Here is a 14,193-nt window from a genome sequence, read left to right on the forward strand (position 1 = left end):
GTTGATTCGGCCGCTCACACGCCGGCGGCGATCGGGATCACGCGGCGCAGCTCGCGCTCCTGCGGCGTGGCCGGGCGGATCTGGCCGCGCTCCGGCACGAACACCACGGTCGGGTCGGCGGCGTCGCTGTTGACGAAGCTGTTGAAGCGCTGGCGCACGGCCGGGTCCTCGATCGCTTCCTTCCATTCGCAGACGTAGGTGTCGACCAGGTGCTGCATGTCGGCTTCGAGGTCGGCGCAGATGCCCAGCTTGTCGTCCAGGACCACCTGCTTCAGGTAATCCAGGCCGCCCTCCAGGTTCTCGCGCCAGGTGCTGGTGCGCTGCAGGCGGTCGCCGGTGCGCACGTAGAACATCAGGAAGCGGTCGATCATTTTCACCACGGTCGCCTCGTCCAGGCCGGACGCCAGCAGCTCGGCGTGGCGCGGCTTCATGCCGCCGTTGCCGCACACGTACAGGTTCCAGCCCTTGTCGGTGGCGATCAGGCCGACGTCCTTGCACTGCGCCTCGGCGCATTCGCGCGTGCAGCCGGACACGCCGAACTTGATCTTGTGCGGCGCGCGCAAGCCTTTATAGCGGTTCTCCAGCGCCACCGCGAAGCCGACCGAGTCACCCACGCCGTAGCGGCACCAGGTCGAGCCGACGCAGGATTTCACGGTGCGGATCGACTTGCCGTAGGCGTGCCCGGTCTCGAAGCCGGCGGCGATCAGCTCTTCCCAGATGTGCGGCAGCTGTTCCACACGCGCGCCGAACAGGTCGACGCGCTGGCCGCCGGTGATCTTGGTGTACAGGCCGTACTTCTTGGCCACCATGCCCACCGCGATCAGGCCGTCCGGGGTCACCTCGCCGCCGGCCATGCGCGGCACCACGGAATAAGTGCCGTCCTTCTGGATATTGCCGAGGAAGTAATCGTTCGAATCCTGCAGGCTGGCGTGCTGGGGTTTGAGCACGAAGTCGTTCCAGGCCGAGGCGAAGATATTGGCGGCCACCGGCTTACAGATGTCGCAGCCGAGGCCACGGCCGTGCTTGTGCAGCAGCTCGCCGAAGGTCTTGATACCGCCCACGCGCACCAGGTGGTGCAGTTCCTGGCGCGAGTACGGGAAGTGCTCGCACAGATGGTTGCTGACCGCCAGGCCGGCCTTTTTCATTTCCGCCTTCATGATCTGCGTGACCAGCGGCACGCAGCCGCCGCACGAGGTGCCGGCATTCGTGCAGCTTTTCACCGCGCCGATGTCGTTGGCGCCACCGGCCACGGCCTGGCAGATGTCGCCCTTGGTCACGGCGTTGCACGAGCACACCTGGGCCGCGGCCGGCAGCGCGTCGACGCCGAGCGCCGGGCGGATGCCGCCTTCGGCCTGCGGCAGGATCAGGAATTCGGGAGAGTCGGGCAGCGGCATATCGTTGAGCATCATCTGCAGCAGGCTGCCGTACTCAGCGGCGTCGCCCACCAGCACCGCGCCCAGCAGGCGCTTGCCGTCTTCGGACACCACGATCTTCTTGTAGATGCCCTTGCGCTCGTCGCTGAACTGGAAGCTGCGGCTGCCGGCGGTGGCGCCGTGGGCATCGCCGATGCTGGCCACGTCCACGCCCATCAGTTTCAATTTGGTGCTCATGTCGGCGCCGGCGAAGCTGCCTTCCTGGCCGAGCAGCGCCTTGGCGACGGTGCGCGCCATGTCGTAGCCCGGCGCCACCAGGCCGAAGGTCTGGCCGTTCCAGGCGGCGCATTCACCGATCGCGTACACGTCCGGGTCCGAGGTGACGCAGGCGCCGTCGATGGCGATGCCGCCGCGCGCGCCGATGGCCAGGCCGCAGGCGCGCGCCAGTTCGTCGCGCGGGCGGATGCCGGCCGAGAACACGATCATGTCGGTTTCCAGCTGGCTGCCGTCGGCGAATTCCATGCGGTGCGTGGCGCTTTCGCCATCGACGATGCGCAGCGTGTTCTTTTGCGTGTGCACCGTCACGCCCAGTTCCTCGATCTTGGTGCGCAGGGTGCGCCCGCCCAGTTCGTCGACCTGCACCGCCATCAGGCGCGGCGCGAATTCGACCACGTGGGTCTGCAGGCCGAGGTCGCGCAGCGCCTTGGCGCATTCCAGGCCGAGCAGGCCGCCGCCGATCACCACCCCCGAGCGACCGCGCGCGCCGCATTCGCGCATGCCTTCCAGGTCTTCGATGGTGCGGTAGACGAAGCAATCCTTGCGCTCCTTGCCGGGCACCGGCGGCACGAACGGGGTCGAGCCGGTGGCGAACACCAGCTTGTCGTAAGGGAGCACTTCACCGTCGGCCAACGTGACCGTCCTGGCGTCGCGGTCGACGGCGACGGCCCTGGCGTTCAATTTGAGGGTCAGCTTGTCGCGCTCGAAGAAACCCGGCACCACCAGCGACAGGTCGTCGGCGGTCTTCCCCGAAAAGAATTCGGACAGGTGCACGCGGTCGTAGGCGGCGCGCGGTTCTTCGCCCAGCACGGTGACGTCGAAGCCGTGGCCGCCGTCGGCGACCAGGGTTTCCAGGAATTTGTGGCCGACCATGCCGTGGCCGATGACGATGAGTTTCATGATGCTTTCCTTCCTTGCTTGAACTTGTAAAGCAAACCTCATGCCGCCGCAGCGGCCGGGGTTTCGAGGGCGCTGCTGCTGAAGCGCACGCCGATCGCGCACACGCTGGCCACCAGCACGGCGCCGCCCAGGATCATCAGGGTCTGGCGCACGTCGCCGGTGCCTTTCATGAGGAAGCCGGCCAGCACCGCGCCGACGTTGCCGCCGGCGCCGACGATGCCGGCCACGCCGCCCAGCGCCTTGCGGTTCACGAACGGCACCAGCGCGTAGGTGGCGCCGCAGGCCATGTGGGTGCACAGGCCGAAGGCCAGCATGGCGGCAATCGCCAGGGTGACGCTGGCAGCGTGCGAGAACCACAGCAGGCCCAGGCCCTCGCCCACCATCAGGATGAACAGCAGGTTCACGCGGCTATTGAGATCGCCGCGCGCCGCGGCGCGGTCCGACAGCCAGCCGCCCAGGGCGCGGGCGAACAGCGCCAGCAGGCCGAAGCTGCCGGCGGCCATGCCGGCCGCCTTGAGCGACAGGCCGAAGTGGTCGACGTAATAGACGGCGGCGGTGTTGTGGATGAACAGTTCGATGCCGAAGCAGGCGCCGTAGGTGACGAACAGCAGCCAGGCGCGGTAGTTGCCGCAGGCTTGCACGAAGCTGGCCCAGCCGCCCTTGCCGCTGGCTTCGAACGGCACGCCGGCGGCGCGCAGTTCGGCGTAGTTACCTTCCGGGCAATCCTGGGTCAGCTTCCAGTAGGCGACGGCGGTGACCAGCATGGCCACGCCCGGCACCAGCAGCGCCACGCGCCAGCCCATGGTCTCGCTGACGCCGGCCATCACGACCGCGCCCATCAGCAGCGGCATCAAGGCTTGCGCCACGCCGCCGCCGCTGTTGCCCCAGCCGGCCGACGCCGCGTTGGCGGTGCCGACCACCTTCGGGCCGAACATGACCGAGGTGTGGTACTGGGTGATCACGAAACTGGCGCCGACCGCGCCGATGCCGAGGCGGAACAGCAGAAAGCTTTCGTAGTTCTGCGCCATGGCCACGCCCAGCACCGGGATCGCGCCCAGCACCAGCAGGCCGGTATAGGTCTTGCGCGGGCCGAAGCGGTCGCACAGCGGGCCGACCAGCAGGCGCACCAGGATGGTAATGGCGACGGCGGCGATGTTGATGTCGGCGATCTGGCCGACCGACAGGTGGAACTCGCCCTTGATGACCGGCATCAGCGGCGCGCAGGCGAACCAGGCGAAGAAGCACACGAAGAACGCCACCCAGCTCATGTGGAAGGCGCGCATCTGCGGCGTGTTGAAGGAGAAAAGCTTGATGCTGTTTGCTTTGCCGGCCATGTCCAGGCTCCCTTTATTTTGATCGTCAGAAAACGAAAAAGGCGTCCGCTGCCTGGCCGAACACGTTCTTCGTGTTTCGGGTGCAGCGGACGCCGTTGTCCTGTTTGCCGGTCCGCCGTTGGACCGGCTGTGGTTCTGTACATCGAAGGGATCGCCGTTGATCCTTTACGGGGATAAGTGCAAGAGCCGTGCCAGAGCGCGCCGCCCGTGAACTCGATCAAACCTTGCCGGGATGGCGCTTCGTTGCAGTGCACCATGCCCCAACATGGCGCGCTTCTCGCCGGGGCGCACTGTTTACGCCCCGCCGGGCGCCAGGCGGTGGATGGCGAACGAATGGGCGTAGGCATGCGGGTCGAGCCCGTTCCACACCTTGCCGTCCATGAGCACCGAACTGCGCATCGTCGCGCTCGGCGCCGCCACGCCGGCCAGCAGCGCCGCCTCGCGGTACAGCTCGATGCGGTTGACGCGGGCGGCCAGCGCCGCGTAGTCCGGGTCCTCGCGCAGCAGGCCCCAGCGCCGCTGCTGGGTCAGGAACCACATGCCGTCCGACAGCCACGGGAAATTGGCGTCGCCGTCGGCGAAGAAGCGCAGTGGGTCGGGGTCGCGCCAGTGCCGGCCCAGGCCGTCGTCGTACTGGCCCTGCAGGCGGCCCAGGATCGCCTGCATGTCGGTGTTCAGATAGGCCGGGCTGGCCAGCACCTCGGCGGCGGCGGCGCGGTGGGCGTCGGATTCGTCGATCCAGCGCCCCGCTTCCAGCAGCGCCGCCACCAGGGCGCGGCTGGCGTCCGGGTTGGCGTCGACGAAATCGGCGCGCGCGCCGAGCGCCTTGCCGGGGTGGTCCGGCCAGATGTCCTGGCTGACCGTGAGCGTGACACCGCTGCCATCCAGCACCGCATTGCCGCTCCAGGGTTCGCCGGCGCAGAAACCGTCCATGTGCCCGGCCGCCAGGCTGCCCGCCATCTGGCCGGGCGGCACCGTCACCAGCTCGGCGTCGCGCAGCGGGTCGATGCCGCCGGCGGCCAGCCAGTAGGACAGGAACATCGCATGGTTCCCGGTCGGGAAGGTGTGCGCGAACACCGGCCGGCGCCCGCTGCGGCGCACCAGGTCGGCCAGCGCTTCCAGGCTGGTCACGCCCTGCTCCGCCAGCGCGCGCGACACGGTGACGGCCTGGCCGTTGCGCGACAGATTCATCAGCACCGCCATCGGCGTGGCCGCGCAACCGATGCCCATCTCGACCCCATACAGCAGGCCGTACAGCACATGGGCGGCATCGAGTTCCCCCCTGACCAGGCGGTCGCGCATGCCCGACCAAGAATGTTCGCGGCTGAGCACCAGCTCGATGCCGTACTGCTGGTCCAGGCCCAGCACCGACGCCATCACCAGCGAGGCGCAATCGGTGAGCGGCATGAAGCCGGCCTTGATCTGGGTGCGTTCCGTCATGTAATGCCTTTCTATTTCTCTAGTGAACTTGCCCTAATTCGGGGTCAGAGCACATTCAATCTGCTCTGACCCCGAATTCAGAGCAGGTCTTCGACGTCCAGGACGCGCTGGGCGATCTCGGCCAGTTTGAGCTTGCGGTTCATGGCCATGTTGCGCAGCTTGCGGTAGGCCTCTTCCTCGCTCAACCGGTGGCGCGCCATGACGACGCCCTTGGCGCGTTCGATCAGCTTGCGATCGGCCAGCTGGCGGCGGGTATCGGACAGTTCGTCCAGCAGCTTCTGCTCGCGGCGGAAGCGCACCATGGCCACGTCCAGCACCGCTTTCACACGCTCGGCCTGGAGGCCGTCGACGATGTAGGCCGATACCCCCGCCGCCAGCGCCGCATCCATGCTCGATTCGGTCTGGTCGTCGGTAAACAGCACGATCGGGCGCGGCTCGTCGCGGGTGGCGATCACGATGTGCTCGAGCACGTCGCGCGCATCCGATTCGCTGTCGATGATGATCATGTCCGGCTGGATCTGGGCGATGCGGCCGGGCAGGAAGATATCCGCCGGCAGCGAGGCGACGATGTCGTAGCCCGATTCGAGCAGGCCGATGCGCAGCGCCGCGTTGCGCCGCGATTGGGCGGCCGCGCTGTGCTCGTCCAGGCCGGCGCCGGCCTGGGAATTGACGACGACGATGCGCAGGGTGCGTGGAGAAGGCGGTTTCATGCCTGGGGAATATGCAAGTTCCGGGCCAAGCCTACCCCTGCCTAACCACGACTTTGCAACGAGGCGAGCTCTGCAGATATTCAGAAAACCGATGTCCGTAATCGCCAAAACACAATAATTGCCTTGAAGAAAATATTCACAGCGCGAATGGGATGCATCACAAACTAAAAGTTCATTTATAGAGAAATCGTCCCTATACTGCAACGCAACAACTCAGGAAATGAACGGAGAAATCGATGAACACCGCAACCATCGCCCAAGCGCAGAACAGTGGCCTGCGCAGCATCGTCGCCGAGACCTTTGGCAAGATCCGCAACTTCGCGATCGAACTGTACACCGCCCACGGCGGCTGGTTCGTGCACGACGCGGCCCAACCCGCCAGCGGCGCCCTGGCCCGCACCGAGCAGCAAAGCCTGGCCAAGCTGCTGATCCTGGGCACCGCATGCGAACACTATGCACCGGCCCTGGCCGCCGAAATGTCGCGCGACACGGCAAAGAACTGAATACGCAGCACCGAACAGAAACACATCAACCGAATCTCAAGCATACAAGGATACATATCATGACCCCGATCGAATACGTCACCGTCGCCATCTCCGCCCTGGCCATCGTCACCCGCATCGTGATGTTCGTGCGCAACCCGTCGGCCACCACCCCGACCGACCTGTGGACCGCGCAGCACCCGCAGATGTAATCGCAGCGGCCCGCATGCGCGGGCAGCATCGAATCGCCACACGCCCGGATTGCCGGGCGTTGTCTTTTGTGCATTGCAATAACACGTACCTCTCCTTTTCCTGCATGCCGTACTTACGCAGGCACACCACTCCCCTCGCGAAACCCGCCCAGCCCCGTCATCGCCTGCGCTAGAATGCTTTTTTGCAATTCTTGACCCGGAATGCATGCCCGCGTTCCGCTCGACCCGACCGATGATGCGACTCCCTACCCTGACCGTTCTCGCCGCCGTGCTGGCGCTGCCCGCCTTCGCTTCCACGCCCATCACCCTCGACCAGGCCATGGCCAATCCGGACTGGATCGGCACGCCCGTGGAGGCGGCCTGGTGGAACTGGGATGGCAAGGAAGTGTTCTACAAGCAGAAGCGCACCGGCTCGCCGGTGCGCGATACCTGGCAGGTCGACGCGGGCAACGGCAAGGCGCGCCAGGTGCGCGACACCGAACTGTCCAAGCTCGACAGCGCCGACATGGTCTACAACCCGGAACGCACGCGCGCCCTGGTGCTGCGCAACGGCGACCTGTTCGAACGCGACCTCAAAAGCGGCGCCCTGGTGCAGATCGTGCGCGGCAGCGGCGCCAGGGAAGACGCCGTCAAGGCCGTGCAGTATGCGGCGGACGGCCGCAGCGTGCAGTTCCGCAGCGGCGACGACTGGATGGTCTGGCAGCGCGCCGAGCGCCTGGTGGCGCCGCTGGCGCTGTTGCGCGCGGCCAGGGATCCGAACGCGCCGCCCGACGGCAGCGCGGCCGACAAGCAGTCGCGCGAGCTGCAGCTGCGCCTGATCGCGACCTTGAAACGCCAGAAGGACGAGCGCGACGCCAACCGCGCGCGCGGCGAGGAAGAGCGGCGCGCCGATCCGACCCGCGCGCCGGGCCCGATTTATCTCGGCGACAAAGTGGCGATTCTCAACAGCCACCTGTCGCCGGACGGCCGCTGGCTGCTGGTGGTGACCGGCCCCAAGGACGGCGACAAGGGCCGTATCGGCAAGATGCCGCGCTACGTGACCGAGAGCGGCTACGAGGAAAGCGCGGACGAGCGCACCCGCGTCGGCCGCGACGCGCCGGCCGGCCAGGCGCTGAAACTGGTCAACCTGGCCACGCGCGAGGTCAAGGACGTGCCGCTCGACGTTTTGCCCGGCATCGGCACCGACCCGCTGGCCGCCATGCGCGCCGAGCGCAAGCTCGATCCCCTGAAAGGCAACCGCCCGGTGACGATCGGCTTCCGCGGCGACGCCGTCAGCTGGAGCCGCGACGGCGCCAACCTGGCCATCATGCTGCGCGCGGTCGACAACAAGGACCGCTGGATCGCCACCGTCGACCTGCCGCACGCGGCCTTGAAACCGGTGCACCGCCTGAGCGATGCGGCCTGGGTCAACTACGACAACAACGACTTCGGCTGGAAGCCGGACAACGCCACGCTATGGTACCTGTCCGAGGAAAGCGGCTACTCGCACCTGTACGTGCGCGACGCCGCCGGCAACGCGCGCGCCCTCACCGGCGGCAAGTGGGAAGCCTCGGACGTGGCCTGGTCGGCCGACGGCCAGACCGCCTGGGTGGTCTGCAACCGCAAGACGCCGGGCGCCTACGAGGTGTGCGCGGTCGCGGCGCGCGACGGCGCCACGCGCGAGGTCAGCAGCCTGGACGGCGGCGTCGAGGAATTCCGCCTGTCGCCCGACCAGAAAAAGCTGCTGGTGCGCTATTCCGGCCCCTACCTGCCGCCGCAGATCGCCGCCCTGCCCTCGGCCGGCGGCGCGACCGTGAAGCTGACCGACACCCGCACCCCGGACTTCAAGGCGCGCGACTGGGTCCAGCCGCAGTTCGTCAGCGTCCCGTCGACCCACGGCGCCGCCGATCCGGTGTGGGCCAAGCTGTACCGCCCGGACCGGCTGGACCCGGACAGGAAGTATCCGGTGGTGATGTTCGTGCACGGCGCCGGCTACCTGCAGAACGTCACCAGGCGCTACACGCCCTATTTCCGCGAGCAGATGTTCCACAACCTGCTGGTGCAGAAGGGCTACGTGGTGCTGGACATGGACTACCGCGCCTCCAAGGGCTACGGCGCCAAGTGGCGCACCGCGATCTACCGCCAGATGGGCCACCCGGAACTGGACGACTACCTGGATGGCGTGAACTGGATGGTGGCCAACCAGCAGGGCAACGCAAATAAAGTCGGCATCTACGGCGGCAGCTATGGCGGCTTCATGACGCTGATCGGCATGCTGCGCGCGCCCGAGGTGTTCAAGGCCGGCGCCGCATTGCGCCCGGTGACCGACTGGACCACCTACAACCACGAGTACACCGCCAACATCCTCAACACGCCGGAGCTGGATCCGGAAGCGTACAAGATCTCCTCGCCGATCGAGTACGCGCAGAACCTGCAGGGCCACCTCCTGATCGCGCACGGCATGGTCGACGACAACGTGTTCTACCAGGATTCGGTGCGCATGGCGCAGCGCCTGATCGAGCTGAAAAAGGACAATTGGGAACTGGCGGGCTATCCGCTGGAGCGGCATTCGTTCGTGCAGCCGGAGAGCTGGTACGACGAGTACCGCCGCATCTACCAGCTGTTCGAGCGGACGCTCAAGCAGCCGTGATGCCGGTGACGGCAGCGGCGTGCGGGCAAGGCCGCGGGCAGCGCTTCGGCAAGCCTGGCGGCGCGCCGGCTTCCGCAGCCGCCGTGGCGTGCCGTCCCCGTTCCCTCCTTGCCGGCGCGCTGCTGTGCGCCTTGCTGGTTCCCGCCTGCGCGGCCGCACGGGCGCAAACGGGAACCGACGTACCGACCTATGTCGGCTTCCCGGTCACAGGCCAGGTCGACGACGAGAAAGTCCGGGCGGCGCGCTATGGAACGCAAGCCGCGACGGCGACCGCCGCTGCCCAGCCGCCTTCCGCGCTGCAGGCGACACCCGCGCCGCGGGCGCCGCGCCAGATGGAGCCGCCGGTGTCCGCGCCCAAGCCCGCCGATACGGCCGGCCCGGGCACCCCGGCGCGGGAGGGAGGTTCCCCCGCCCCCGTTGCCAGGCAAATCCGGCGCGCCGGACGCAGTCCGTAGCAATGCGACGGTGCAGTACGCGCACCGGCGATACCGGGCGAGGCGCTGCTTGAATGCCGGTAGAATGCGCCGATGCGAACCGATTTCAAGATACGCGCCGCCACGGTGGCCGACACGCCTGCGCTGCAAACGCTGATCGAGCGCTCCGGCATCGGACTGTCGGCCGGCTTCTACACGTCCGAACAGGCGCACGCGATCACGCGCGAGGTGTTCGGCGTCGACACCCAGCTCATTCGGGACGGTACCTACTTCGCCATCGAAGACGACACCCGCATCGTCGCCTGCGGCGGCTGGAGCAAGCGTTCGACGCCCTATGGCGGCGACCAGCACAAGGCCGCGCCGGATCGCCTGCTCGACCCGGCCACCGAGGCGGCCAAGATCCGCGCCTTTTTCGTCGATCCGGGCATGGCGCGCCTGGGCCTCGGCTCGATGCTCATGCGGCATTGCAGCGCGCAGGCCCTGGCGGCAGGTTTCGCCGCGCTCGAACTGACGGCGACCATGCCGGGCGTACCGCTGTACACCGCACATGGCTTCGTGCCGGTACACGACCTGAGCCTGGCGCTCGGCGGCGGCCAGGTGGCGGTGAACCTGACGCTGATGCGCAAGGCGCTCCAGTAGCAGTCAAACCGTACCCGCCCGTTCATGGCGACGCCCGACACCCCGGCGGCCCGGCCGCTGCGCGCGAGCGTCGCCGCTATCCCGTCCCGGGCCGCCGCGCGCCGTGCCTCATCCGCCCAGAAAATCCAGCAGCGTCAGCGCCACCACCTTGGTCGCCTTGCGCAGATCCTCCAGCGCCAGCCGCTCGTCCGCCTTCTTGGCGTTCGATTCCGGCACCGTGCGCGGTCCGGCCCCGTACAGCACCGCCGGGATGCCGCGCTCGCCGTACAGGCGCGCATCGGCGTACAGCGGCGTGCCCTTGGCCTGCGGCGTCTCGCCGAGCACGGCGGCGCCATGGCGCTGCAGGCTGGCCACCAGTTGCTCGGAACCCGGCAGCGGTCGCAGCGCCTGCGACAGCAGCAGCCGGCGGATCTCGATACGGATGCCGGGCACGCCGCGCACCGCGTCCTCGACCAGCGCGCGCACCTGCGCCTCGACCAGCACCGGATCCTCTTCCGGGATCATGCGCCGGTCCATCTTCATGACCACCTTGCCCGGCACCACATTGGTATTGGTGCCGCCGTCGATGCGGCCCACCAGCATGGTGGGCGAATCGATGCCGGGCACGTTCGACCTGATCTTCTTCAGTTCGGGCAACTGGCCGTAAATGGCGTTGAGGATGCGCGTGGCGGCCTGCAATGCGTCGACCGCGGTCTCCGGCATGGCGCCGTGGCCGGCCTTGCCGTGCACCGTGATTTCCAGCTGCAGGCAGGCGTTGTGGGCGTTGACGATGTCGTAGGCGAAGCCGGCGGCGATCACGAAGTCGGGCCGCGTCAGGCCCTGCTCCAGCAGCCAGCCGGGGCCGAGCAGGCCGCCGAATTCCTCGTCGTAGGTGAAGTGCAGCTCGAGCGCGCCGGCCAGGGGTACGCCCAGCGCTTCCAGCGCGCGCGCGGCGAACACGTAGGTGGCGAAGTCGCTCTTCGACACCGCCGCCGCGCGGCCGTAGATGAAGCCGTCCTCGACCACGCCGCCATACGGCGGCTTGCTCCAGCCCTCGCCGGGCGGCACCACGTCGCCGTGGGCATTCAGCGCCACGGTCGGGCCGCTGCCGCCGTAAGGACGCCGCACGATCAGGTTGGTGATGCTCTGCATGCCGTAGTCGCGCACGCGCTCTTGCGGCACCGCGTGCTTCTCGGCCTGCCAGCCGTAGTCGCGCAGCCGATCCGCCACCGCGTCCGCGTGCGGCGCATTGTTGCCGGGCGGGGTGTCGGTCGGGATGCGGATCATCTCCTGCAAGAAGGCGACCTGCTCGTCGAAGTGGGCGTCGATCCACGCCAGCAGCCGTTGCTGATTCGGTTCCATGATTGCGTCGTGCTTCCCGGTTTGTCCTAGTTGGTCTTTGCGCCGGCCTCGAACCACGCCGCCACCTGGGCGCGCTCGGCGTCCGTCATGTTGGTCATGTTCGCCAATGGCATCGCCTTCAGTTGCACCGCCTGCTGGTAGATGCGGGCGGCATTGCGGGCGATGCCGCCCGCGTCGTCCAGCGCCACCCCGGCCGGCGCGGCGGCGAAGCCGGGCTGGGTCGGGTGCGCCGCGTGGCAGGAGACGCAGCGCTGGGCGATGATGCCCTGCACCTGCGCGAACTGGGCGCCGGCGTTGGCATGCACGCCGGCGGCGGACGGCGCCGCCCCACCGGCCAGGGCTGGACTGGAGGTCGACGGACGCGGCGCGATCGCCACGGCCACCGCCAGCAGCAGCGCCACGCCTACCGCCGGGTATTTCCACTCCACGCGGCCCTTGTGGCGCAGGTTGAAGAAGTGGCGAATGAACACGCCGGCCGCCATGATCGTCGCCAGCACCGCCCACGCGTGCGCGTGGTGGTAGGTCATGGCGAAGTGGTTGCTGATCATGATGAACAGCACCGGCAGCGTGAAGTAGTTGTTGTGCACGCTGCGCTGCTTGCCGCGGATGCCGTACACCGGGTCCGGCTTCTGGCCGGCCAGCATGGCATTGACCATCTTGCGCTGGCCGGGAATGATCACCATCGCCACGTTGGCCACCATGATGGTACCGATTATGGCGCCGACGTGGATGTAGGCGGCGCGTCCGCTGAGGAAGTGGGTCAGCACCCAGGCCGCACCCACCAGGAAGGCGAAGATGACGATGCCGAAGGCCAGGTCGTGCTTGCCCAGCCTGGAGCGGCACAGCAGGTCGTACACGACCCATCCGGCCACCAGGCTGCCCAGGCCGATGCCGATCGCCTGCCACGACGACAGGTCGGCCACGCCTCGGTCGATCATCATCGCCTGGGCGTTGAAGTAGTAGACGATGGTGAGCAGCGCGAAGCCCGACAGCCAGGTCGAATACGCTTCCCACTTGAACCAGTGCAGGTCGGGCGGCAGCTCGGCCGGCGCCACCATGTACTTTTGCGGATTATAGAAGCCGCCGCCGTGCACCGCCCATAGCTCTCCGGCCACGCCCTTCTTCGCCAGTTCCCCGCCCGGCGCCGGCGGCCGCAGCGAATTGTCGAGCCAGACGAAATAGAACGAGGCGCCGATCCAGGCGATGCCGGTAATCATGTGCAGCCAGCGCACCAGGAGATTCATCCATTCGAGCCCGTAGGGCAGCAGATAGTCGAGCGCGTGCATGAAACTCCCTCAATACAGCAATTAATAGAATATAAACCCGAAACCGCCCCCAAGATAAACTCTTTTTATTTTGTTCAACATGAAAAATGCCGTATATTCAACATAAGAACCTGCATATACGCGCCCTCCACCGCCCCCATCGAGCCCCATGTCCAGCCTGCCCCAGCACCTCGACCTGCACCTGATCCGCATCCTGTACCTGCTGCTGGTGGAAAAGAACGTCTCGCGCGTGGCGCTCAAGCTGAACCAGCCGCAGCCGTCGATCTCGGCCTCGCTGCGCAAGCTGCGCGAACTGACCGGCGACCCGCTGCTGGTGCGCGGCGCGCGCGGCATGGTGCCGACCCAGCACGGCGAAAGCCTGTTGAAACCGGCCAAGCGCATCCTCGACGAGACCGAGAGCCTGTTCATCCGCAAGTCGCCGTTCCTGCCGGAAGAAGCGGCGCGCACCTTCCGCATCGCCGCGCCCGATTACCTCGACACCCAGTTCCTGCCGAACGTGGTCGCCATGGTGCGGCGCGGCTCGCCCAACAGCCGCGTTACCATCCACCAGCTCGGGCCGGGCACCGACTACCTGCGCATGCTGTCCGACGGCGAGATCGACCTGGTGATCGCCAATTGGGAAGAGCCGCCGGCGCACCTGCACATCTCCAAATTGTTCGAAGACCCGATCGTCTGCACCATGCGCGCCGACAGTCCCTATGCCAAGCGCACCGACAGCGACGCCATGACGGTCGAGGACTACCTCGCCCTGCCGCACGTGGCGCCGTCGGCCATGCTGCCCGGCTACCACGGCGTGATCGACGCGTTCCTGGAACGCGAGGGCCTGCAGCGCAAGGTGGCGGTGGAGTCGCCCTACTTCGGCCTGATCCCGTACATGCTGACCCAGACCGACCTGGTGCTGACGACCGGACGCCAGTTCATCCGCTTCTACGAAAAGACGCTGCCGCTGAAGAATTTCGCAGCGCCGATCAAGTTTCCGCCGATGCGCTTCTACCAGTTGTGGCACCAGCGCGTGCACCAGTCGGCCGAACATAAATGGTTGCGCGACCAGGTCACGGCGGCGGCGCGCGCGTTGGTGAAGACGTAGGGTGGGCGTGGCCGGCGAGGCGGGTTTGCCGTCCACGCGTTCAACCGTGG

At 67.4% G+C, this 14,193-nt stretch carries 12 protein-coding genes; 6 read left to right on the forward strand and 6 right to left on the reverse strand.

Going from position 1 to position 14,193, the window contains the following annotated elements; all coding sequences use genetic code 11:
• Positions 1–14 precede the first annotated feature (14 nt).
• The 4 genes from nirB to HH212_RS03020 form a co-directional block, all read right to left on the reverse strand.
• On the reverse strand, positions 15–2,549 hold the full coding sequence (gene nirB / locus HH212_RS03005; RefSeq protein WP_169434024.1) for a nitrite reductase large subunit NirB: 2,535 nt from the start codon (positions 2,547–2,549) through the stop codon (positions 15–17).
• 38 nt (positions 2,550–2,587) lie between these two features.
• Entirely contained in the window at positions 2,588–3,883 is a 1,296-nt protein-coding gene (locus tag HH212_RS03010) for an MFS transporter (RefSeq protein ID WP_169434025.1), read from the reverse strand.
• Positions 3,884–4,177: 294 nt separating this feature from the next.
• Positions 4,178–5,323: a CmpA/NrtA family ABC transporter substrate-binding protein gene (locus HH212_RS03015; protein ID WP_169434026.1), complete on the reverse strand. Its 1,146-nt coding sequence runs from the start codon at positions 5,321–5,323 to the stop codon at positions 4,178–4,180.
• 77 nt (positions 5,324–5,400) lie between these two features.
• On the reverse strand, positions 5,401–6,033 hold the full coding sequence (locus tag HH212_RS03020) for an ANTAR domain-containing response regulator (RefSeq protein ID WP_169434027.1): 633 nt from the start codon (positions 6,031–6,033) through the stop codon (positions 5,401–5,403).
• A 236-nt stretch (positions 6,034–6,269) separates the two neighbouring features.
• Here HH212_RS03020 and HH212_RS03025 point away from each other — a divergent pair, with 236 nt between their 5' ends.
• The 5 genes from HH212_RS03025 (at position 6,270) to HH212_RS03040 (ending at position 10,429) form a co-directional block, all read left to right on the forward strand.
• Positions 6,270–6,536, forward strand: coding sequence for a hypothetical protein (locus HH212_RS03025; RefSeq protein WP_169434028.1), 267 nt, complete (start codon positions 6,270–6,272; stop codon positions 6,534–6,536).
• A gap of 59 nt (positions 6,537–6,595) precedes the next feature.
• The gene (locus HH212_RS27605) at positions 6,596–6,727 is read left to right on the forward strand and encodes a hypothetical protein (RefSeq protein ID WP_255486921.1); all 132 of its coding nucleotides are present in this window, start codon (positions 6,596–6,598) and stop codon (positions 6,725–6,727) included.
• 235 nt (positions 6,728–6,962) lie between these two features.
• Entirely contained in the window at positions 6,963–9,356 is a 2,394-nt protein-coding gene (locus tag HH212_RS03030; RefSeq protein ID WP_211172499.1) for a S9 family peptidase, read from the forward strand.
• Positions 9,356–9,811 (forward strand): hypothetical protein, encoded by a 456-nt coding sequence (locus HH212_RS03035; RefSeq protein WP_169434030.1) that lies wholly within the window; start codon positions 9,356–9,358, stop codon positions 9,809–9,811. Before HH212_RS03030 ends, HH212_RS03035 begins: the two co-directional genes overlap by 1 nt.
• A gap of 72 nt (positions 9,812–9,883) precedes the next feature.
• Positions 9,884–10,429, forward strand: coding sequence for a GNAT family N-acetyltransferase (locus tag HH212_RS03040; RefSeq protein ID WP_169434031.1), 546 nt, complete (start codon positions 9,884–9,886; stop codon positions 10,427–10,429).
• A 108-nt stretch (positions 10,430–10,537) separates the two neighbouring features.
• Here HH212_RS03040 and HH212_RS03045 read toward each other — a convergent pair whose 3' ends face one another.
• The gene (locus tag HH212_RS03045) at positions 10,538–11,770 is read right to left on the reverse strand and encodes a M20/M25/M40 family metallo-hydrolase (RefSeq protein WP_169434032.1); all 1,233 of its coding nucleotides are present in this window, start codon (positions 11,768–11,770) and stop codon (positions 10,538–10,540) included.
• A gap of 26 nt (positions 11,771–11,796) precedes the next feature.
• Entirely contained in the window at positions 11,797–13,056 is a 1,260-nt protein-coding gene (locus HH212_RS03050; RefSeq protein ID WP_169434033.1) for a urate hydroxylase PuuD, read from the reverse strand.
• A 148-nt stretch (positions 13,057–13,204) separates the two neighbouring features.
• Between HH212_RS03050 and HH212_RS03055 the strand changes: the two genes are divergently transcribed.
• Complete coding sequence (locus tag HH212_RS03055) at positions 13,205–14,143, forward strand: LysR substrate-binding domain-containing protein (protein WP_169434034.1); 939 nt, start codon at positions 13,205–13,207, stop codon at positions 14,141–14,143.
• Positions 14,144–14,193: the final 50 nt, after the last annotated feature.

Source organism: Massilia forsythiae (assembly GCF_012849555.1).
In the GTDB taxonomy this organism is placed as follows: Bacteria; Pseudomonadota; Gammaproteobacteria; order Burkholderiales; family Burkholderiaceae_D; genus Telluria; species Telluria forsythiae.